The 21,204-nt window shown below is 70.8% G+C and carries 18 protein-coding genes; 8 read left to right on the top strand and 10 right to left on the bottom strand.

Annotated features, from left to right (window positions below):
- Nucleotides 1–8: 8 nt before the first annotated feature.
- Entirely contained in the window at nucleotides 9–1,235 is a 1,227-nt protein-coding gene (locus tag RNZ50_04060) for an NAD(P)/FAD-dependent oxidoreductase (GenBank protein MDT8854223.1), read from the bottom strand.
- 846 nt (nucleotides 1,236–2,081) lie between these two features.
- Between RNZ50_04060 and RNZ50_04055 the strand changes: the two genes are divergently transcribed.
- Complete coding sequence (locus RNZ50_04055; protein MDT8854222.1) at nucleotides 2,082–3,536, top strand: 4Fe-4S binding protein; 1,455 nt, start codon at nucleotides 2,082–2,084, stop codon at nucleotides 3,534–3,536.
- A gap of 16 nt (nucleotides 3,537–3,552) precedes the next feature.
- Here RNZ50_04055 and RNZ50_04050 read toward each other — a convergent pair whose 3' ends face one another.
- A complete protein-coding gene (locus tag RNZ50_04050; protein MDT8854221.1) occupies nucleotides 3,553–4,722 on the bottom strand; it encodes an exo-alpha-sialidase in 1,170 nt (389 codons plus the stop codon).
- Nucleotides 4,723–5,135: 413 nt separating this feature from the next.
- On the opposite strand from RNZ50_04050, the gene RNZ50_04045 reads away from it, so the two are divergent.
- Complete coding sequence (locus RNZ50_04045) at nucleotides 5,136–5,813, top strand: DUF1028 domain-containing protein (GenBank protein MDT8854220.1); 678 nt, start codon at nucleotides 5,136–5,138, stop codon at nucleotides 5,811–5,813.
- A gap of 23 nt (nucleotides 5,814–5,836) precedes the next feature.
- Here RNZ50_04045 and RNZ50_04040 read toward each other — a convergent pair whose 3' ends face one another.
- Nucleotides 5,837–8,464, bottom strand: coding sequence for an ATP-binding protein (locus RNZ50_04040; GenBank protein MDT8854219.1), 2,628 nt, complete (start codon nucleotides 8,462–8,464; stop codon nucleotides 5,837–5,839).
- Nucleotides 8,465–8,643: 179 nt separating this feature from the next.
- Here RNZ50_04040 and RNZ50_04035 point away from each other — a divergent pair, with 179 nt between their 5' ends.
- A complete protein-coding gene (locus RNZ50_04035; protein MDT8854218.1) occupies nucleotides 8,644–9,285 on the top strand; it encodes a response regulator transcription factor in 642 nt (213 codons plus the stop codon).
- A gap of 87 nt (nucleotides 9,286–9,372) precedes the next feature.
- Here RNZ50_04035 and RNZ50_04030 read toward each other — a convergent pair whose 3' ends face one another.
- The 5 genes from RNZ50_04030 to RNZ50_04010 form a co-directional block, all read right to left on the bottom strand.
- Nucleotides 9,373–10,767 carry a glutamine synthetase family protein gene (locus RNZ50_04030; GenBank protein MDT8854217.1) on the bottom strand — a complete coding sequence of 465 codons (1,395 nt, stop codon included), beginning with the start codon at nucleotides 10,765–10,767 and terminating at the stop codon, nucleotides 9,373–9,375.
- Nucleotides 10,768–10,774: 7 nt separating this feature from the next.
- Nucleotides 10,775–12,148, bottom strand: a complete 1,374-nt coding sequence (locus tag RNZ50_04025; GenBank protein ID MDT8854216.1) for an aspartate aminotransferase family protein — start codon at nucleotides 12,146–12,148, stop codon at nucleotides 10,775–10,777.
- Between the two features lie 173 nt (nucleotides 12,149–12,321).
- Nucleotides 12,322–13,878: a 5-guanidino-2-oxopentanoate decarboxylase gene (locus RNZ50_04020; GenBank protein ID MDT8854215.1), complete on the bottom strand. Its 1,557-nt coding sequence runs from the start codon at nucleotides 13,876–13,878 to the stop codon at nucleotides 12,322–12,324.
- Nucleotides 13,875–15,062, bottom strand: a complete 1,188-nt coding sequence (locus RNZ50_04015; GenBank protein ID MDT8854214.1) for a pyridoxal phosphate-dependent aminotransferase — start codon at nucleotides 15,060–15,062, stop codon at nucleotides 13,875–13,877. The genes RNZ50_04020 and RNZ50_04015 overlap by 4 nt, the downstream gene beginning before the upstream one ends.
- Nucleotides 15,059–15,742, bottom strand: a complete 684-nt coding sequence (locus RNZ50_04010; protein MDT8854213.1) for a TetR family transcriptional regulator C-terminal domain-containing protein — start codon at nucleotides 15,740–15,742, stop codon at nucleotides 15,059–15,061. The genes RNZ50_04015 and RNZ50_04010 overlap by 4 nt, the downstream gene beginning before the upstream one ends.
- A gap of 78 nt (nucleotides 15,743–15,820) precedes the next feature.
- Here RNZ50_04010 and RNZ50_04005 point away from each other — a divergent pair, with 78 nt between their 5' ends.
- From RNZ50_04005 to RNZ50_03985, 5 genes are all read left to right on the top strand, one after another.
- Complete coding sequence (locus RNZ50_04005; protein MDT8854212.1) at nucleotides 15,821–16,666, top strand: ATP-binding cassette domain-containing protein; 846 nt, start codon at nucleotides 15,821–15,823, stop codon at nucleotides 16,664–16,666.
- Nucleotides 16,667–16,712: 46 nt separating this feature from the next.
- Nucleotides 16,713–17,483, top strand: a complete 771-nt coding sequence (locus RNZ50_04000) for a transporter substrate-binding domain-containing protein (GenBank protein MDT8854211.1) — start codon at nucleotides 16,713–16,715, stop codon at nucleotides 17,481–17,483.
- A 6-nt stretch (nucleotides 17,484–17,489) separates the two neighbouring features.
- Nucleotides 17,490–18,242, top strand: a complete 753-nt coding sequence (locus tag RNZ50_03995; protein MDT8854210.1) for an ABC transporter permease subunit — start codon at nucleotides 17,490–17,492, stop codon at nucleotides 18,240–18,242.
- Nucleotides 18,239–19,009: an ABC transporter permease gene (locus tag RNZ50_03990; protein MDT8854209.1), complete on the top strand. Its 771-nt coding sequence runs from the start codon at nucleotides 18,239–18,241 to the stop codon at nucleotides 19,007–19,009. The genes RNZ50_03995 and RNZ50_03990 overlap by 4 nt, the downstream gene beginning before the upstream one ends.
- A 172-nt stretch (nucleotides 19,010–19,181) precedes the next feature.
- Nucleotides 19,182–19,742, top strand: coding sequence for an isochorismatase family protein (locus RNZ50_03985; GenBank protein ID MDT8854208.1), 561 nt, complete (start codon nucleotides 19,182–19,184; stop codon nucleotides 19,740–19,742).
- Between the two features lie 354 nt (nucleotides 19,743–20,096).
- On the opposite strand, the gene RNZ50_03980 is transcribed toward RNZ50_03985, so the two are convergent.
- The gene (locus RNZ50_03980; protein ID MDT8854207.1) at nucleotides 20,097–20,369 is read right to left on the bottom strand and encodes a DUF6455 family protein; all 273 of its coding nucleotides are present in this window, start codon (nucleotides 20,367–20,369) and stop codon (nucleotides 20,097–20,099) included.
- 100 nt (nucleotides 20,370–20,469) lie between these two features.
- Nucleotides 20,470–21,117, bottom strand: a complete 648-nt coding sequence (locus RNZ50_03975) for an SH3 domain-containing protein (GenBank protein MDT8854206.1) — start codon at nucleotides 21,115–21,117, stop codon at nucleotides 20,470–20,472.
- Between the last annotated feature and the right edge of the window lie 87 nt (nucleotides 21,118–21,204).

Genomic DNA, 21,204 nt, shown 5'->3' with positions numbered 1-21,204 from the left:
GGCGATGCTCAGCGCCGCGCCGCGATATGGTCCGCCAGATATTCGGCATCGTGCCACACGCCCCAGATGAAGGGCGACGCCCGCCGCGACAGCCAGGGCAGCCCGAGGAAGTAAAGCCCCGGCACATCCGACACGCCGCGCTGATGGGCGGGCCTGCCCATCGCGTCGAAGGCATCGACCTGCAACCAGCCGAAATCCAGCGCAAAGCCCGTGGCCCAGACGATGGCGGTCACACCGGCCGCCGCCAGATCCAGTTCCAGCAGCGGATGGCGCAGGCAGTCGGGGTCGGGCTCGATCCGGCGGGCATCGGGGTCTTCCGGCAGGTCAAGCCCGTGCCGCGCCACATGGGCGTCGGCCTCGTCCAGCACCGAAAGGTAGTTCGCATCCCCCCGCGCGATGGTCTGTGCCAGATCGGGCGCGAACTGCATCACGCCCTCGCTGACGCTTGCCGCCCGGCCGACCAGCGTGATGCCCCGTGCGGCCAGCCTGCGGAAATCGACGGTATGGCCGCCATGCGCGCCGCTGACCGAGATCGTCACATGCTCCATGCCCGGCTCGCGGGTTCTGGCATCCCAATGGCCCAGCGCCCCCAGCCACCAGACGAAATCCCTGCCGCGATAGCGCCGGGGCGGCCGGTCGTGCGGCCCGACAGACAGATAGACGCGCCTGCCCGCCCGCAACAGTTCGTCGGCAATCTGCGCCCCGGAAGATCCGGCGCCGACGACCAGCACCGCGCCCTCGGGCAACTGGCCCGGATTGCGATAGCCCGAGGAATGGACCTGCATCAGCCCCGCCGACTCTGGCACCACGGCCGGAATCACCGGGCGCTGGAACGGCCCGGTGGCCACCACCACGGTGTCGGCCTCGATCGACCCCTGCGGGGTTTCGGCCAGAAAGCCCGGCCCGCCGGGCCTGCCCCGCAGCGACCGGACCTCGACCCCCTCGCGCACCGGGGCCGCGATCAAGGCGGCATAGGCGGTGAGGTAATCGACGATGTCCTGCTTGCCGGCGAAACTGTCGGGGTCGATGCCGGGAAAGGCCATCGCGGGAAAGCGGTCGTGCCAGGCCGGGCCGTTGGCGACCAGCGAATCCCAGCGTTCGGTGCGCCAGCGTTCGGCAATGCGGTGCCGTTCGACGATCAGGTGCGGCACGCCCTGCCGGCCCAGATGCCCGCTCATCGCCAGCCCGGCCTGTCCGCCCCCGATGATCAGCGTCTCGACCTTCTCGACGGGCATGGCGGTGTCCTTTCCGGGTTGACCTGCGGCTTCGGCCGGGGGGCAGGGCCTGTCCGCCGGTTTACCCGAGACGCGGGGCCAGAGAAACATTTATCCGGTGCGGTCGTCGCCCGGGCCGTGCCCTGCCGCACCACCGCAAGCCTGCGCTGCGGGGCCATGACCTGCGGCGCGGGGGCGTCTGCCATCCGGACGGAGGCGGCGGTTTCCTGCAATTGCCGCGTCTGGCCAGACAGTGCCCGGGCACTGCCGGAAAGGCCCTGCGCGGCCGGGCCGGTCTGCCGCGTCACCGCGTCAGGCTGCGGGATCGCCTGCGCGCCTTGGTCGAGCGTTCGCGCGAGGCCGCCGAGGTTTCCGACACGGGGCCCGAGACGGGGGCCTGAGACGGGGGCCTGAGACGGGGGCCCGAGACGGGGGCCTGAGACGGGGGCCTGAGACGGGGGCCTGAGACGGGGGCCTGAGACGGGGGCCCGAGACGGGGGCCTGAGACGGGGCCTGAGACGGGGCCAGAGACGGGAGCCTGAGACGGGGCCCGAGATGCGCTTGATGCCCGGCATCTCGCCCCGCCCGGGGCCGGTGAACGGGCCATCCGGTGCCGGTCAGCGCACGCCGTGGCGGCGGCCCTACCCTGCCCGCCGCGTCGCGCAAGACCCCGCAGCATCTGCTTGCGGCCCCTTGCCACGGTTATCTGATTGAATCGCTTGGGTATGAGGGTCCGAGCCGCCACCCGGAACCTGTCCGCAGGACGCCGGAGCCACCCTGCACAGGACGCGCCATGCCTCGCCACCTTGCCACCGCCGCCGCCCCGCGCCGGTCTTTCGCGACCAACGGCGGGGCGGGGGGGCGGTGATGGCGCCCGATCTGCCATCGCAGGCCGCGCCGGTGCGCCGCCTGCCACAGCGGCGCCTGCCGCCGGACGTGCCCCACATGGCGCCGACCCGCAGCCTGCGCCTGCAAACGCTGGGCCTCTGGCTGCGCGCCCACCAGCGCCCGCTCTGGTGGGCGCAATGGGCTGTCGTCGCGGTCTATGCCGTGCTGCTGGTCGTGCCCGCCCTGCTGCCCCTGCCGGGTGCGACGGCACGGGTCTGGTCGAACCTGACCCTGTTCGCGCAGTTCGTTTTCTGGGGCCTGTGGTGGCCCGGCGTGCTGCTGTCGGTGCTGCTGTTCGGCCGGCTGTGGTGCGGCATCTTCTGCCCCGAGGGCGCGCTGACCGCCTTTGCCTCGCGCCACGGCCGGGGGCGGGCTATTCCGCACTGGCTGCGCTGGCCGGGCTGGCCCTTCGCGGCCTTCGCGCTGACGACGGTCTATGGCCAGATGATCTCGGTCTACCACGTTCCGCAGGCAACCTTGCTGATTCTTGGCGCATCGACCCTTGCCGCCGTGCTGACAGGGTATCTTTACGGGCGGGAGAAGCGGGTCTGGTGCCGCTACCTGTGCCCGGTGAACGGGGTGTTCGGGCTGCTGGCCAGGCTGGCGCCGGTGCATTTCGCGGTGGACGCCCGGGCGTGGGATGCCTGCGCCCCCGACCGCGCCCGCCTGATGCGCTTCAACTGCGAGCCGATGGTGCCGGTCCGCACCATGGAAAGCGCCGCGCCCTGCCACATGTGCGGCCGCTGCGCCGGGTTCCGCGACGCGGTCACCCTTGCCCCGCGCCTGCCGGGGTCCGAGATCGTGACCGCCGGGGCGCGCACCGCGACCGGATGGGACAGCCTGCTGATCATCGCGGGCATGATCGGCCTTGCGACGGCGGCCTTCCTGTGGGGCACAAGCCCTTGGTTCGCGGCGCTGAGGCAGGCCGTGCCGCAGGGTCTGGCAGAGGTCGGGCTGCGCGACCTGCGCGAAACCGCCCTGCCGTGGTGGGTGCTGGCCAGCCGCCCGGGGTGGCCCGGGGGGGCAACGGTGGCCGATGGTCTGGCGCTGTCGGCCTGGCTTGCAGGCGGCGCGGCGCTGCTGTCGCTGCTGGTGGCCCTGCCGCTGGCGCTGGCGACACGGATACTGGGGCGGTGGAGCTGGCCGCGCTTTCACCATCTGGCGCAAAGCCTGATCCCGGTTGCCGCCTGCGGCCTGATCCTTGGCCTGTCGGACCTGACGGTGACGCTGCTGCGCGCCGAGGGGCTGGCGGCTGTCACGGGCCTCCGCCTTGCCGTGGCGGGGCTGGCGGTTGCCGGGTCGCTGGTGCTGGCCTGGCAGATCGCCCGCCAGAGCGTCGCCCCGCCATGGCGCCGGGTCGCCGCGACCGGCGCGGTCGCGGCGGCCCTGCTGCCCCCGCTGGGCTGCTGGGGCCTGCTGTTCGGCTGGTGGTAAGGCCGCGCGCGGCCCGTCAGGCGAGGGCGCCGCGATCCAGCACCTCGACCGAAAGGATCGTCGGCAGGTGGCGGGCCACGTCCTGCCAGGTGTCGCCCTCGTCGCTGCTGGCGAACACCGACCCGCTGTTGGTGCCGAAATACACCCCCGCCGGGGCGCGCGCATCCCCCGCCATGGCCTGACGCAGCACGGTGAAGAAGCACGCCTCCTGCGGCAGGCCCTCGCGCAGCGCCTGCCAGCTTTGCCCGCCATCGCGCGACCGCCAGACTGCCGCCGCGGCATCGGGCGGAAACCGCCCCGCCGTGTCGCCGTTCAGCGGCAGCGTCCAGACCGTGCCGGGGTCGCGCGGATGCACCAGGATCGGAAAGCCGAAGGTCGAGGGCAGGCCCCCGGTGATGTTTTCCCAGCTGCGCCCGCCATCCGAAGACCGCCAGACGCCGTGGTGGTTCTGCTGGTAAAGCAGATCCTCCGCCCCGGGTGCCCGCACCATGTTGTGCACGCAATGCCCGGTTTCGCCGTCACGGGCGCCGGCCGGATGGTCGCCGTGGGCGCAGGCCCCGGTATTGGAAAGCCGGTTGCGCCGTTCCCATGTCGCGCCGCCATCTTCCGAGGCGAACACGCCCGCCGCCGAAATGGCAAGCCACAGCTTGCGCGGATCGGCCGGATCGCTGACGATGGTGTGCAGCACCAGCCCCGCACCCCCGGGGTTCCAGCTGGAGGCCGAGGGGTGATCGGTCAGGCTGTCGAGCCGGACCCAGCTCTGCCCGCCATCCTCGCTTTGCAGCAGGGTCGCCGGTTTCGTCCCGGCGTAGAGCTTGCCCCGGGCGTGGTGCAGCGACCAGATCTGCGAAAAATCGGTTGCGAAGGGCAGGGCGCTGTCGGTCCAGCCCACCATGGCGGCGAAATCGGGATCGTTGGCCGCCCATTGGTCGATCTGGCCCCCGGTCAGCCGCGTGACCTGCCAGCTTTCGCCGCCGTCCTCCGACCGCCAGACGCCCGCGCCGTGCCAGTCGCCGCCGCCACCGGCCCAGAGCACCCCGCTGACCGGGTCGCCGATGACATGGTTGATCGGCCAGCCGTCGCAGAAGGGGCCCTTCACCGCCCAGCCGCCGCGGTCATCGTCGCCGCAAATCAGGAAGGCGCCTTTCGTCGTGCCGACAAGAATCGTGATGCTGCCTGAAGACATGAACGCACCCCTTCGCGGAAACCCGAAAAGGATAGCACGGGGCCAAGGTGGCGCAAGACATTATAGGCATATGGCGGAGTCGGGGTTTCTGGCGCGGGGCCCGGCCGGCGGCGTTCCGCCCGCTGTGGCGCGGCGTCGCAGGCCGGCGCAGCCCGCCCGCCAGGGCCGCCCGGGCACACAGGCCCGCGCCGACCATGGCGGCGACGACCGGCGCCAGCCGCACCGCCCCTGCCGGCATCCGCAGACCGCAGGTCGCCCCCGCCCGAAATCGCCGGGCACCCGTTGCCCGCGGTCCCGCGCAGATCCGCATCCGAGGGGCTTGCACCGCCAAGCCCTCTCCTGCGTTTTCAAACCGTCCGGAAGTGATACTCAGACCCTGTGACCACGCACAGCTTTCCGCAAAGGACTGCCCCATGACCTTCTCGCTCGTTGCCCGTTGTCCGCAATCCGGCCGGTTCGGCATGGTGATCGCATCCTCCTCGCCCGCGGTGGCGGCGCGCTGCGTGCATTTGCGGGCGGGGGTCGGGGGGGTGGCCAGCCAGAATGTCACCGATCCGGCGCTGGGGGCGCTGGTGCTGGATGCGCTGCAGGCGGGGGACGGGGCGGCGGGCGCACTGGCGCGGGTGCTTGACGGGCGGTTGCATTCCGGGTGGCGACAGGTGCTGGTGGTCGATGCCACGGGCGGCGTGGCGGTGCATTCCGGCGCACGGGTGCTGGGGCTGTGGAGCGAGGCGCGGGCGCCGGGGGTGGTATCGGGCGGCAACCTGCTGGGCAGCGATCTGGTGCCGCAGGCGATGGTCGCGGCATATCTTGCCGCTGCGGGCAGCTTCGGCGACCGGCTGATCACCGCCCTGCGGGCGGGGCGCGATGCCGGGGGCGAGGCCGGGCCGGTGCATTCGGCCGGGATGCAGATCGTCGACCGCCTGCCCTGGCCGGTGGCCGACCTGCGCTGCGACTGGTCGCCCGATGCCTGCCCGATCGAGGCGGTGGCGCTGGCGTGGCAGGTGTATCAGCCGCAGATGGCGGCCTATGTCCAGCGGGCGCTGGACCCGACCGGGGCGCCGTCCTACGGCGTGCCGGGCGACGCATAGGCCCCGTGGCCGGTCATCCGCCGTCAGTCGGCCCCCGGCGTCAGCCGTTCGACATCCCGGGCCAGGGCCTCGGCCGTCCTGCGCCACAGCGGGGCGATGCCAGACACGGCCTCGCCCCAGTCCTCGCCGCGGTGAATCGCGGTTTCACAGGCGTTCAGATGGGCATTCAGCGTCGCGGCACCGAAGGTTCCTGCTGATCCGGCAAGCTTGTGGCAAAGGGCGGCGGCGGTTTCGGGGGCGCCGGGGGCCGACTCGTCGGCGGCCAGTTCCGCCAGCCGGGCCAGCACCGTCTCGCCCTCGTCCAGCATCCGCCCGATCAGCCGGGCCAGCGTGGCGGCCCCGACCTGTTCTGCCAGCCGGTCGATATGCCCCGGCAGCAGCCCGTGGCCTGCCGTGGCGTGGTGCGGCGCGTCTGGCGGGGGAGGGCCGGGCCAGGCCTCGCCCTGCAGGGCGGCCAGCAGGACGGGGCGCGACACCGGCTTGGTCAGGCGGGCATTCATGCCTGCGGCATCGAAATGCGCCTGCGCCTCGGGCAGGACATGGGCGGTCAGGGCCAGGATGCGGGCACGGGCCGACCGGCCGCCGCCGCTGCGGATGCGGCGGCAGACCTCGAACCCGTCCAGCCCCGGCATCCCGATGTCGGTCACGATCACGTCGAAGCACTGCGCGGCAGCCCGGGCAAGGCCGGTCAGCCCGTCGGCGGCTTCATCGACATGGTGCCCCGCGCTTTCCAGATAGCCGCGCAGCACGAAGCGGTTGATGTCGTTGTCCTCGATCACCAGCACCGACAGAAGCCGGGCCGGGCGGGCGACGGGTTGGGGAAGGGGCGGCGCGGGCAGGGTGGGGGCGGGTGCGGCGGGCAGCGGCAGGCGCAGCCAGAACAGGCTGCCCGCCCCCGGTTCGCTTTCCGCCCCGATTTCGCCCCCCATCGAGATCGCCAGCCGCCGCGCGATGCCAAGGCCCAGACCGGTGCCGCCGGTGGCCCGGTCGTAGCCGGTGCTCAGCATGACGAAATCCTCGAAGATGCGGGCGATCTGGTGTTCGGGGATGCCGATGCCGGTGTCGATGAACCGGAACTCGACGACCTGCCCGGCCTTGTCGGCGCCCGGCAGAACTTCGGTTTCCACCGTGATCTCGCCGTCCCGGGTGAATTTCACCGCATTGCCCAGCAGGTTCAGCACGATCTGGCGCAGCCGCGACGGGTCGCAACGGACCCAGCCGATCGGGCCGGACAGGGCCCTGATCTGTACCCGGTTGCCCGCCACGGCGGCGACACCGGCCTGATTGGCCACGCAATCCTCTATCAGGCGGTCAAGATCGGTGCTCTGCCGCGCCGGCGAGTTGTCGCCCGCCTCGGCGCGCGCCACGTCCAGCACCGAGTTCACATGGTCAAGCAGGATCTGCCCGGTGGTTTCCAGCACCCCGAGCAGCTTGCGCTGCCGCGAGTCGAGCCCGGTGTCGGCCAGCAGCACCACCGAACCGATCAGGCCGTTCAGCGGGGTTCGCATCTCGTGGCTCATCACCGCCATGAAATCCGCCCGCGCCTTTTCGCCCGCCTGGGCGCGCCCCAGCGCCTCGGTCAGGGCCGCCTCGGCGCGGCGGCGGTCGAGGATGTCGCGCAGAAAGGCCACGATGATGCCGCTCTTTCCCGCCTCGGCCGACTCGGGGGCGATGGCCAGTGAAACCTCCATCGGAAAACGCGTGCCGTCGGCGCGCCGGGCGTCCAGTTCCAGCCGCAGCGGCCCGCCGGTCCGCCCGGCCATCCGCGGCAGGACGGCGGCGACTCGGGCGCGCTGGGTGGTCGCCACGTCATCGGGAAACAGCACCGCCATCGCGTCCCTGCCGACCACGGCCGCGCGCGCATGGCCGAAGATGCTCTCGGCGGCGGGGTTGAACTCGGTGATCCGCGCGTGGCTGTCGGTGACGATGATCGCATCGGCCGATGTGGAGATGATCGTCTGCAGCCGCTCGCCGGTGCGGCGGTTTTCCTCGGCTTGCGCCCCGGCCCGCCGGTAAAGGCTGAACAATGCCACCGCCAGCACGCTCAGCGCCGCCACCAGCAGCAGCGTCAGCGCGGCCAGCCGGTGCAGCGTGTCGGAAATCGCCGCGCGCAGAGAATCGGCGGCGGCGGAAATCTCGACCGTCGCGCGCAGCGTCATGTCGCGCACCGCAGCGTAGATCGGCGGAACCGCCAGCGTCAGGCCGGGCAGGGCAGCGCGCAGTTCCGCATCCGGCCCGTCGATCAGCGGCACCGTCGCGCCGATGAAGGCGTGCAGGCTGTCCACCTGGGCCGCATAGTCGCGGCCGCCCAGCAACGGGCCGTAAAGCCGGCTTTCCCGCAGCATCTCGGCCCGGCCGAACAGCACGTCGAACCGCAGGCGCAGCATGTCCAGCGGCGCATCCGGCGACACCCGTGCCGCAAGCAGTTCCGTCTGCAGCCGCAGCAGTTCCACTTCGGTCTGGATCAGCGCCCACTGCACGTTGTCGGCGGCGGTGGTGTCCAGCGCATCCAGCCGCCGCCGCACGTCCAGCGCCAGCATCACCATCACCAGCACGATCAGCAGCACGGACATAGTCAGCAGCGCCGACACCGTGGTGATCCGCATCGTGCCTTCGGGCTTATCCGCCCGGACCCGGAGGGGGATGGTCATCGTCGGCCGGCCTCTTTTGTCATGGCGCGAGGCTAGCGCAGGTTTCCCCGCCGATCCAGTGCCACACGTCCGGGTGCCCCGGCCCGCTTGGGTGACGCCCGGGGGTTGCCCCTTGTCGGTCTCGGACTGCCGCGACCCCGCGGGCGTGATACCTTGCCCACATCCGAGGAAAGGTGATCGTGACCAGTGCTGAGGACATCACGGGCGGAGGCGGCATGAACATCCTGATCGCCGACGATCACGATCTGGTGCGCGAGACGATCGGCGCCTTCCTGATGGCAGAGGGCTTCGACACCGTCATCATGGCCGCCTCGCTGATCGAGGCGCTTGACGCGATGCGCCGCCAGCGTTTCGACCTTGTCTTGCTTGATTACGACATGCCCGGGATGAACGGCCTCGAGGGCATCGCCCGTGCCCGCGCCCTGTCCTACGGCCGCCCGGTTGCGGTGATCTCGGGCAGCAACTCGCTTGAACTCGGTGAAGCGGCGATCCGCGCCGGGGCCTCGGGGTTCGTGCCCAAGGCCATGGCCTCGCGCGCCATGGTGCAGGCGATTCGCCGTATGGTTGTGGGCGACATCTTCGCGCCGTTCGGCCTGTTGCAGGCGGCCCCGGTGCCCGGCGATGGCCCGAACCAGCTGACCCGGCGCGAGACCGACGTGCTGCGCGGCATCTGCGAAGGCAAGTCGAACAAGGAAATCGCGCGCGACCTCGACCTGCAGGAGGTCACGGTGAAGCTGCACGTCAAGACCCTGTCGCGCAAGCTCAACGCCCGCAACCGCACCCATGCCGCCATGATCGCCCGCGACACGAAACTGGCTTGAGCGGGTCAGGATAGCCCGCGACGCGAGACCGGCCCCCGGCGGGCTGCGAACGCCCGCGACGCGAGACCGGCCCGGCGCCCTGCGGTTTCAGACCGTGTGCAGGTAAAGGTCGAAATCGACCTCCGACACCGTGCGCGCCACCCGTGCATATTCCGCCGCCTTGATTGCGGTGAAGGTGCGGTGCATTTCCGGCCCCAGCGCGCTTTTCAGGAACGCCGACCCCTGCGCCGCGACGATGGCGCCGCGCCAGTCCACCGGAATCGGCGGCGCGTCCTGTGCGTCGGCATACCCGTTGCCGGTGGTTTCCGGGCCGGGGTCGATGCGCCCCGCCAGCCCGTGCCGGATGCCCGCCAGCACGGTTGCCGCCACCAGATAGGGGTTGGCATCCACCCCCGCCGGGCGATGCTCGATCCGCCGCGCGACGATGTCGCCCGCGGGGATGCGCAGCGCGACCGAGCGGTTGTTGACCCCCCAGGTCGGGCTGACCGGCGCATAGGATTGCGCGGCAAAGCGCCGCCAGGAATTGGCGTGCGGCGCGAAGACCAGCATCGATTCCCCCATCGTGGCGCGCAAGCCGCCCAGCGCGTGCAGGATGGTGGGCGACCATTGCCCCTCGACCGCCTCGACAAACACGTTGCGCCCGTCCCCGTCCAGCAGCGAGACGTGGAAGTGCATCCCCGACCCGGCATAGGCTTCCACCGGCTTGGCCATGAAACACGCCGTCACGCCGTGGCTGCGCGCCTGCGCCCGCACGATGCGCTTCAGCCGCATCAGGTCGTCGGCGGCCTGCATCACGTCGGCGCGGTAGTGCAGCGTCAGTTCATATTGGCCGGGGGCATATTCCGAGATCATCGTCTCGGCCCTGATCCCGGCCTTGGCCGCCCCGGCGTAGATGTCGGAAAACAGCGGCAGCATCCCGTGCAGGTGATCGACCGAATAGACCTCGGTCCGGTGGCTGGCACGGCCGTCCAGCACGTCGCGCGCGGGCTGCACCTTCCCGTCCGGTCCCCGGTCGTTGGCCAGCAGGAAGAACTCCAGCTCGAACGCCCCGGCCGGGTGCAGGCCCTCTGCCGCCATGGCATCGACCTGCGCCTGCAACGCGTGCCGCGGGTCGGACGGCATCGGCGCGCCGTCGAGATCATACATGCTCATGAACACCTCGCCGCGCGGCGGAGCGGTGCCATGCAGCGGCACCAGCGTGCCCGGGATCGGCCAGGCCCGCAGGTCGCCATCGCCCTGATCCCAGATCAGCCCGGTCTCGTGGACATCCTCGCCGCAGATGTCGAGCCCCAGGATCGAGATCGGCAGGTGCCGCCCGCCCTTGTAGAAGCCGAGCAGCTCGTGCCGCCGGATGATCTTGCCGCGCCCGATGCCATTGGCATCGTGCAGCACGATGTCGAACGCCTCGATTTCGGGATGGGTGGCCAGAAAGGCTTCGGCCTCGGCAATCGTCGACCCCGAGGGGCTTTGCATGTCGGTCATGTCTGTCTCAATCGAACAAGTCTGTCAGGATTTCGTCAAAGGCGGCAATCAGGCGGTCGATCTGCCGCTTTTTCGTGACGGGCGACACCAGCATCATGTTGTGGAACGGCGCGATCAGGCAGCCCCGGTTCAGCAGGGCGACATGAATCGCGGCCTCCAGTTCGGGCTGGTGCGCGAGTGCGGCTTCGGCGCCGTTGCGCAGGGGGCCGGGGGCGCAGATGAACTCGACCCGCGCGCCGACCCGCACCACATGCCAGGGCGCGCGGTGGGCGTCGATGGTGCGCGCAAGGCCCGCCGACAGCCGCAACGCACCCTTTTCCATGTGGGCATAGGCGTCTTCGGTCATCACCTCGGCCAGCGTCGCGCGCAGGCAGGCGAACTGCATCGGGTTGCCCGACAGCGTGGTGCCCATGCCGGAATGGCCGGAAGGCCGTCCCGCGTCATAGGCCGCCAGCCGCGCCGCCACATCCGGGTTCACCCCCCAGACGGCGGCAGGCACGCCCCCCGCCACGCATTTGCCGACCACCAGCATGTCGGGCGTCAGGCTGTGGACCTTTGCATAGCCGCCAAGGCCGCTGGAAATGGTATGTGTCTCGTCAAGGACCAGCAGTGCGCCATGGTGGCGGCTGAGCGTGCGCAGCCCGTCGTGAAACCCGGCCTCGGGCAGCACCATGCAGGAATTGGTCATGACCGGCTCGGTCAGGATCGCGGCCACCTCGCCGGTCGCCAGCGCGGCCTCGACGCCCGCAAGATCGTTGAACTCGACCGCGATGGCGGTCAGGCCAAGATCGGCCACCTGCCCGATCAGACCGGGGCGGCCTACGGTGCGCCCGCCTTGCAGCATCACCATCGTCTCGTCCACCGTGCCGTGATAGCAGCCGTTGAACACCAGCACCTTCGGCCGCCCGGTCACCGCCCGCGCCACGCGCAGCGCAAAGCGGTTGGCATCGGTGGCGGTGGTGGCGATCTGCCACTGGAACGGCCCGAACCGCTTGCCCAGCAGCCGCCCGGCCTCCAGCGCATTCTCGTCGGGCAGCATGGTGGTCAGGCCGCGCCGTGCCTGGGCCCGGATGGCGCGCGCCACGGCGGGCGGCGAATGGCCGAACATGGCGCCGGTGTCGCCCAGACAGAAATCGTCCACCCCGTAACCGTCGATGTCGGTCAGCCGCGCGCCTTTCGCTTGCGCCACCAGCATCGGGAAGGGCATCGGCCAGTCCTTCATCCAGTGCATCGGCACGCCGCCAAGCCAGGCCCCGGCCCCGGCCGCCAGCGCCACCCTGGTCTGCGGCCGCGTGCCCGCATAGCGCCGCGCCTCGCGCGCCGCCAGCGCGTCAAGGCGCTCGCGTTGCACACCGGCTATCGCTTCCATCTGGGTCGTCATGGATCACCCCCGCCAACAAGCCCCGCTTATGGCGCGGATGGGGGGAAAACGGAAGTGGCGGTCTCTGGCCCCGCCTTGCGCATTCACCTTGCTCAAATATCCCCGCCGGAGGCTCCGGCGGTGGGGGCGGGAGCCTCCGGCGGGGATATTTGAGAACAGAAGAAAGGGGAAGGTCAGGGCACGCGGACTTCGATCATACGTGGCCCTGCCGAAGCGGGGGCAAGGGCGGCGCGCAGGGCGGCGGGGTCGGGGGGGATCGAGGCGAAGGGCAGGTCGCAGGCGGCGGCGAAGGGGGCGAGCTTCAGCGGGCTGGGGGTGCAGCCCAGGACCTGTGCGCCCGCGTCGGCCATGGCTTCGGCGATTTCGCGGAAACCGGCGTTGTTCCAGACGACGAAGGTTATCGGCAGGGCCTCGTCGACCGCGGTGCGCAGCTCGCCGGGGCTGAACTGCAGGCCACCATCGCCGATCAGACAGATCACCGGCGTGCCGGGGGCGGCCATTGCGGCGCCGACGGCTGCGCCGGGGGCAAAGCCCAGAGCGCCGTAGCCGGTCGCCGCGTTGAACCAACCGCCGGGGCGGTCGTGGTCGTGGAAAAGGTTCCCGGCATAGACCGGCTGCGTGCTGTCGCCGACGATGATCGCGCCGGGAACCGTGTCGCGCATCGCCTCCAGCATCGCCAGTTGCGCCTGCATCGGGGGGGGCAGTTCGGCACGGGCGGCGGTTCGGGCGGTGGCGGCGCGGGCCCGGCCGTCGCCCGACTGCGCGGCTGTCAGTGGCAGCAAGGCGGCAAGGGCCGCGCCCGCCTCGGCCAGCAGCGTCAGGGCGGCGGGGTGGCGGGCGAGTTGCGCGGCGCAGAGGTCGATCCGGATCATGCCGGACAGGTCGGGCAGGCCGCCCCGCACATACATGTCGTAGTCGGTCGAGCCGATTTCGGTGCCGATTGCCAGCAGCTGGTCCGCCCCGGCAATCAGCGTCCGCACCGCGTGAAGGCTGGGGCTGGCGGGCACGCCGAGCGGGTGGCAGTGCATCAGGCCGCGCGCGTTCGCGGTCTGCACCACCGGCGCGTCGAGCCGCTCGGCCAATGCCTGCAAGGCGGGGCCTGCCGCCCGGGCACCGCCACCGGCCAGAATGACCACGCGGCGGGCGGCGTTCAGGCGGCGGGCCGCCTCGGCCATGTCGGGCAGGGGCGGCGGGGCGGGAACGGCGGGCGGCGGCAGGGGCGCGCAGGGCAGCGGCATCACGTCAGTCGGCACCTCCAGATGCACCGGGCCGGGGCGGCCGCTTGTCAGCGCGGCAAAAGCAGCGTCGAGCGCGCCCGCCAGCGCCTCGGGTGCATCTACCCGGAAAGTCGGGCACAGGGCCGCCACCATCGCCGCCTGATCGGGCAGTTCGTGCAAGAGCCCCAGCCCGCGCCCGAGGCTGTCGCGCCGGTTCACGCCCGAGACCACCAGCATCGGGATCGAATCCGCCCGCGCCTGCGCCATCGCGGTCAGCGCGTTGGTCAGGCCCGGCCCGGTGATCACGAAGGCCACGCCGGGCTTGCCCGACACCCGCGCATAGCCGTCGGCCATGAAGGCCGCGCCCTGTTCGTGCCGCCCGGTGACATGGCGGATGCCGGACCCCGGCAGGCTCCGGTAAAGCTCGACCGTGTGGACGCCGGGGATGCCGAACACCACCTCGACGCCGCGCGCCCTAAGTCCCGCCACGAGCGCCTCGCCGACCGAGGTCATGCCGCGAGTCCCTGCACCTGCCGGGCATGGGCCGCGATCCGCCGGCAGGCCTCGGCGGTCTGCCCGTCGGGCTGGGTCAGCGCCACGCGCAGCCAGCCGCCAAGTTCCGTGCCGAAGCTTTCGCCCGGCATCACCGCCACCCCGCCCTGTTCCAAGAGGCCCAGCGCGAAGGCCTCGCCCGACAGCCCGGTGGCGCGCACGTCGATCAGCGCGAACATCCCGGCCTCGGGCTGGTGCACCCGCAGGCCCGCCACCCCGTCCAGCCGCGCCGCGATCAGCGAAGCGCGGGCCTTGAACCGCGCCACCATCCCGGCCGCCACCGGCGAGGGCGCCGAGACCGCCGCCGCCGTCATGTCGGCGATGAAGGGCTGGTTGCCGAACAGCATGGTTTCCGACAGGGGCAGCAGCCGGGTGCAGAACTCGGCCGGGCCGACGCACCAGCCCGAGCGGAAGCCGGGTGCCGCGTGCGATTTCGAGATCGACGAGGCCACGATCACCCGGTCCGCCAAGGCGGGCAGTTCCAGCGGCGAGGTGAACTGCGTGCCCTCGAACACGAGATCCTCGTAGACCTCGTCGCAGACGATCCACAGGTCATGCGCCAGCGCCAGCCGCCCGATCGCCTCCAGATCCGCCGGGCGCAGCACCGCCCCGGTCGGGTTGTGCGGCGAGTTGAGGAAGATCACGCGGCTGCGGGGGGTGATGCGCGCCGCCAGATCCTCGGCCTGCATCCGGAAGCCGTGCTCGGGGCGCAGCGGCACGCGCACCAGCTGCGCGCCGCTGGCGGCCACCAGCCCTTCGTAGGTGGCATACATCGGGTCGCCCAGCAGCACCTCGTCGCCAGCCTGCGCCAGGGCGTTCAGCACCGCGAACAGCGTGGTCTGGGTGCCCGGGAAGCACATCACCTGGTCGGCCCCGATCCGCCGCCCGCGCCGCACGGAATAGCGTGCCGCCAGCGCCCGCAGCAGCCCCGGCTCGCCGCGCCCGTTGGAATAGCCGGTGCGCCCGTCCTCCATCGCGCGGGTGGCAATCTCCATGAGCTCGGGCGGGGTCGGCACGTCGGGCTCGCCGATGGTCAGCTCGATCAGCGGGCGGCCCTCGGATTTCAGCGCCCGCGCCAGCGCATGGATTTCCCATTTGGTGCCGCCCAGTCCGGCAAGGCGTTCGGTGATGGCGGCGTATTTCATGCGCGGTCCTCAAGGTCGGTTTCAGGCGCGGGGCTTTGCGGCAGATGCGCCCCCAGATCAAGCCCCAGAATCGCCCCGACCGCACCAACCCCGATCTGCGCCAGCTCGTCCGGGCCGAAGGCGTCGGGCAGGGCCGAGCCTTCCAGCCACAGCCCGTCGATCACCCCGTTGCAGGCAATTGCCTGCGCCCGCAGGGTTGCGGCATCGGCGGGGCGGGGCAGGGCGGCGATCAGGGCCTGCAACTGGTCGCGGTAGTGCAGATAGGTGGTGCGGTGAATCTCGGCCATCGCCGGGTCGCGCCGCACCAGGTGGATGAACCCGGCCCACAGCCCCATCGCGGCAGGATCCATCACCGGGGCGCGCAGCGAGGCGGCGACGAAGGCCGCCAGCCGCGCCTCGGGGCCGGGGGGGGCCACCTCCAGCACCTGCAGGTTGGCTCCGGTCATGCGGTCCATCACGGCGCGGTAGGCGGCGCGGGTGAGGTCTTCCTTGGTCTGGAAATAGTGCCGGATCAGCCCCGGCGTCACGCCCGCCCGGTCGGCAATCGCGCGCACCGTCGCGGCCCCCGGCCCGCCCTCTGCGACCAGATCAAGGGCGGCGGCAATCAGCGCATCGCGCCGCCGTTCCTCGCCCTCGCGCCTGAATTTCCGCCGCTCGCCAGTCATCGCCTCGCCAGTCACCGCCCCGATCCACAATTATACGCTTGCATAACTAGCACCGTCGCGCCTTACTGCAAGGGCCCTTGCACCGGAGACTTGATGCCAGAACCCGCCCCCCGCCTTCCCGCCCCCCGCCTTCCCGCCCCCCGCCTTCCCGCCCCCCGCCTTCCCGCCCGGAGCCCGCACCCCGCCGCCCCCGAGGCGATCCGGATTGAAAACCTGCGCAAGTCCTTCGGGCGGCTGGAGGTTCTCAAGGGCGTGTCGCTCTGCGCGAACGAAGGCGACGTGGTGGCGATCATCGGCGGCTCGGGGTCGGGCAAGTCGACCATGCTGCGCTGCATCAACTTTCTGGAAACCCCGACCTCGGGTCGGATCGTGATCGCGGGCGAGGAAATCGCGCTGCGCGCCGACGGCAGCCCCGCCAACCGCCGCCAGATCGAACACGCCCGCCGCCGCCTGGGCATGGTGTTCCAGCAGTTCAACCTGTGGACCCACAAGACCATCCTGGAAAACCTGATCGAGGTTCCGGTGCATGTGCTGGGCACCCCGCGCGCCGAGGCCGTGGCGCGTGCCGAAAAGCTGCTGGCGCGGGTCGGGCTGGCGGAAAAGGCGCATGTCTATCCCGCGTTCCTGTCGGGCGGCCAGCAGCAGCGCGCCGCCATCGCCCGCGCGCTGGCCATCGAGCCCCGCGCCATGCTGTTCGACGAGCCGACCTCGGCACTCGACCCCGAACTGGTGGGCGAGGTGCTGGGGGTGATCCGCGATCTGGCCGCCGAGGGGCGCACCATGATCCTCGTGACCCACGAGATGAAGTTCGCGCGCGAGGTGGCAAGCCATGTCATCTACCTGCACAACGGCGTCATCGAGGAGGAAGGCCCGCCCGAGGCGCTGTTCGGCGCGCCGAAATCCGACCGGCTGCGGCAGTTCCTGAAATCGGTTTCCTGAAATCCGGGACCCAACCCGGAAAAAGCACCAACAGAAAGGCTTCCCCATGAAAAACACGCTTCTGACCATTGCCGCGACGCTGGCGCTCGGCACCGCCGCCCTTGCCGAACCCGTCAAGGTCGGCATCGCGGCCGAACCCTATCCGCCCTTTGCCAGCCCCGATGCGTCCGGCAACTGGGTCGGCTGGGAGGTGGACATGATCAACGCCGTCTGCGCCGCCGCCGCCATGGAATGCGTGGTCACGCCGGTTTCCTGGGACGGCATCATCCCGTCGCTGACCGGCGGGCAGATCGACGCCATCATGGCCTCGATGTCGATCACCGCCGAGCGGATGCAGACCATCGACTTTTCCGACAAGTATTACGACACGCCGACCGTGATCGTGGCCGCCAGGGGCGGCGACATCGCCCCCACGCCCGAAGGTCTGGCGGGCAAGATCATCGGCGTGCAGGTTTCGACCGTGCACGAGGCTTACGTCCAGAAGCATTTCGCGGGCACCGCCGCCGAGGTCAAGATCTACCAGACCCAGGACGAGGCCAACCAGGATCTGGTCGCGGGCCGGATCGACGCGACGCAGGCCGACAGCATCGCGCTCGATGCCTTCCTTGCCACCGAAACCGGCATGGCCTGCTGCGAAAGCAAGGGCGCGGTGGCGGGCGATACCGACATCCTCGGCCTCGGGGTCGGCGTCGGCCTGCGCAAGGGCGACGACGCGCTGAAGGCCAAGTTCAACGAGGGCATTGCCAAGGTGATCGCCGATGGCACCTACGAGACGATCTCGAAGCCCTATTTCGCCTCGTCGATCTACGGCGGCTGATCCGTCATGCTGGCGGCGCTCGGGGCCGTTGCTGCGGCCTCAACGCTGGACCTGCTGGCCTATTCGCCCCCCGGCTGGGGGGCGAACCTGCTGCGCGGGTTGTGGAACTCGGTCCTGATCGCCTCTGGCGCCTTCGGCCTCGGCCTGCTGATCGGGACCTTCGGCGCCTATGGCAAGCTTTACGGCGGGCCGGTGCTGCGTGATCTGCTGGCGATCTATACCACCGTGGTCCGCGCCGTGCCGGAACTGGTGCTGATATTGATCCTGTATTACGCGGGCACCGATGCGGTGAACCAGATCCTTCTCGCGCTCGGCTATCCACGGGTGCAGCTTTCCGGGCTTGTGGCGGGCATCGCGGTGCTGGGCGTGGTGCAGGGCGCCTATGCGACCGAGGTGCTGCGCGGCGCGATATTGGCGGTGCCCGCGGGGCAGGTGGAGGCCGCGCGCGCGATGGGGATGCCGCCCTTCCTGCTGGCGCGGCGGATCACGCTGCCTGCGATGCTGTCCTTCGCGCTGCCCGGCCTTGCCAACCTGTGGCTGGTCGCCACCAAGGATACCGCGCTGCTGGCCGTGGTCGGATTTGGCGAGCTGACCCAGGAAACCCGGCAGGCGGCGGGGGCGACCAAGGCGTATTTCACCTTCTTCATGGCGGCCGGGGCGCTGTATCTGACGCTGTCGCTGGGGTCGGGCCTGATCTTCGGGCGGCTGGAACGCTGGTCGCGGCGCGGCCAGCCCGATCTGGGGCAGGGCGGGCGATGACCGGGTTCTGGCAGCCGCACCGGATTGTCATGCTGGCCGTGGCGGCGGGGGTGGTGATCTGGTGCGCGCTGTCGCTGCGCTGGGACTGGCTGCCGAAATACCTGCCGCTGATCGGGCAGGGCATCTGGCGCACGATCTGGATTCTGGCGGTGACGACCACGCTGGGGATGCTGCTGGCGATTCCGCTGGGCCTCGCGCAGGCGGTGGGGCCGTGGTTTCTGGCCGCCCCGGCGCGGGTGTTCTGTTCGGTGATCCGGGGCACGCCGCTGCTGTTGCAGCTTTGGCTGCTGTATTTCGGGCTGGGGTCGCTGTTTCCGCAGTTTCCCTGGATCCGGGAGAGCGAGTTCTGGCCGATCCTGCGGCAGGCCTGGCCCTATGCGGTGCTGGCGCTGACGCTGTCTTTCGCGGGGTATGAGGGCGAGGTGATGCGGGGGGCCTTCAAGTCGGTGCCGAAGGGGCAGCTTGAGGCCGCGCGGGCGATGGGGATGCCGCGGTTCACCATCCTGCGGCGGATCTGGCTGCCGCAGGCCATTCACCGCGCCCTGCCGACGCTGGGGGGCGAGACGGTGTTGCAGCTGAAGGCGACGCCGCTGGTCGCGACGATCACGGTGGTGGACATCTATTCGGTGGCAAGCCGGGTCCGGCAGGATACCTTCATCGTCTACGAGCCGCTGTTGCTGCTGGCGGTGGTCTACATGGCGATCGCCGGGGTGCTGGTGCTGGCGTTCCGCTGGCTGGAACGACGGGTTCCGGCGCGGGTGGCCTGAGGTTTCACGCGTGAAATGCAGCGCAAGCCTTTGTTCTGCATTTAAAAAACCAGAAACGGCAAGGGTTTGTCAACCTTTTGTCGCGGGGCCGCCGACTTGACGCCGCAACCCCGCACCTGCCATGATCCCGCCCGCCGGACCGCGACCTTCCGGCAGGAACGGGAGCTTTGCCATGACGACCGCGCTGTTGCTGATCGATGTCCAGACCGGGGTGCTTGACGGTTCCGCCACACCCGCGCGCCAGCCGCTGGTGGACCGGGCGCAGACGGCGCTGATCGGGCGCCTTCAGGGGGTGCTGGCGCGCGCCCGCGCGCAGGGCATCCCGGTGGTCTTCGTGCAGCACAACGAGGGCCCGGGCGAACCGCTGGCGACCGGCAGCGCGGGCTGGCAGCTGCGCAGCGATCTGGCACCGCAGCCCGGCGAGGCGGTGGTGCAGAAGGACACCTGGGACAGCTTTCACAACACCACGCTGGTGCACATTCTGGGATCGTCTTCGGTCGATCACCTGATCGTCGGCGGCTTTGCCACCGATTTCTGCATCGACGCGTCGTGTCGTCGCGCGGTGGAGATCGGGTTCGAGGTGACGCTGCTGGCCGATGGCCACATGACGGGCGATTCCGCGGGCCAGCCGTTCGAGGAGATCATCGCTGAATTCAACGCCGATCTGGACGGCCTGTCGTCGGGTGGGTGCCAGATCACCCTGCGGCCCTGCGACGCGGTGCCGGGCGGCTGATCCGGGGCCGGTGCCGCGGCAGCATTCGTCGGCCGACCGCATGGCTGCCCAGTGCTGCGTGTGAAACGGCGGCAGGGTGAGGCCGCAAGCGTGGGCGTGTGAAGCCGTGGCCGGGTGAGGCCGTGGGCGTGGGCGTGTGAAGTCGTGGACGGGTGGGGCCGTGGGCGGCGCGATTCGCTGGACCGCTTGTTTTTCGTGCCGGGTGGGGCCGTGGCGGCGCGGCTGCCGGACCGTGGGTTATCCTGCCGGGGTTTTCCGTGGCCGCGCGGTTCCGTGCCCCCGCGATTCCGGTTCCGGGCTCGTCCGTGGCCGGGGTGCGCGATGCGGAAGCCCGCGGCCCCCGGGTAGACCGCTTCAGCCTTTCGGCAGGTGAAAGCGCAGGAAGGTCAGGAAGCGCCGGTTCGAACAGTAGTGCGGCGGCGCCTCGAGCCCCTGTTCCAGCGCCAGCAGGGTCTTGCAGGCATCGGGGTCGCTGCAATCTGCGCAGCGCCTGTGGATGTGGCTGACATTCGCGGGGGCAAGATGGCCCTTGTCGAGTGCGGCGGGCAGATCGAGCGCCAGCGCGCGGGTCATGCCTGAAACCAGGAGCAGCGGATCGAACTCTGCCGGTTTGCGGTGTTCCACCATCGGGAAAGCCCTTTCGCCCGTCGAATCCCCCCCGGGCCGATCTTGTGCCACACGGGTTAACAGCCGGTGAAGCGACGCGGCCCCGGCGGGTCGCGCGCGATCACTCGACCTCCTCGTCGGGGCCGATGCCCCAGAGCGCGCTCTTGCGCACCCAGCCCTTCTCGCCATCGACATTCAGGCGGCACCAGTCGCCACCGCATTCGATGACATGCGCGATCACGCCCGCCTCGGCCTTCAGCACCACGGCGGCGGCATCGTCGGGCTGTGCAAGGAACTCGGCCATGTCGCGCGCCACCAGAACCGAGCGCACCCCCGAGAGCAGCGAATAATGCACCCAGCCGCCGGCGCCCTCGGAATCCTCGACCCGGCGCCAGTGTTCGTATTCGGCGGTGATGCGCAGCGGCATCCCGGCCCGGGTGAAGACCCAGTCGATGCGATGGGTCAGCCCCGGCCCGCGCCGGGCATTGCCCGCCCCTGTCTTGAGCGAGACATAGCGCGGCAGCGGCAGCCCGGTCACCGCGCCCTGGTTGGGGTTGCGCGGCGTCACCGCGGCGGGGGTGACGCCGGGGGAGGGGGCGTCGGGCGGGGCGGCCAGCGCATCGAGCACGGCGGCATCGACGGCGTTCATGCCGACGGGGCCGGGCTCGGGCCCTTCCGGCCCTTGCTGCGCCGCAGCGAAAGGCGTTCCCGCCAGCCATGCCGCCATCGCCAGCACCGCCAGCGCCTTGCAGTGACCTGCCCGTGTCATTCTGTCCCGCCCGTTCCTGTCCCCGAACCCTCGGGAAACCGCCGTTCCTGCCGTTGTCATCTTCGTCCGGGGCTTGTGCATGACCCC

Source organism: Paracoccaceae bacterium Fryx2 (genome assembly GCA_032334235.1).
Lineage (GTDB): Bacteria > Pseudomonadota > Alphaproteobacteria > Rhodobacterales > Rhodobacteraceae > JAVSGI01.
This window is presented reverse-complemented; position numbering and strand designations above follow the sequence as displayed.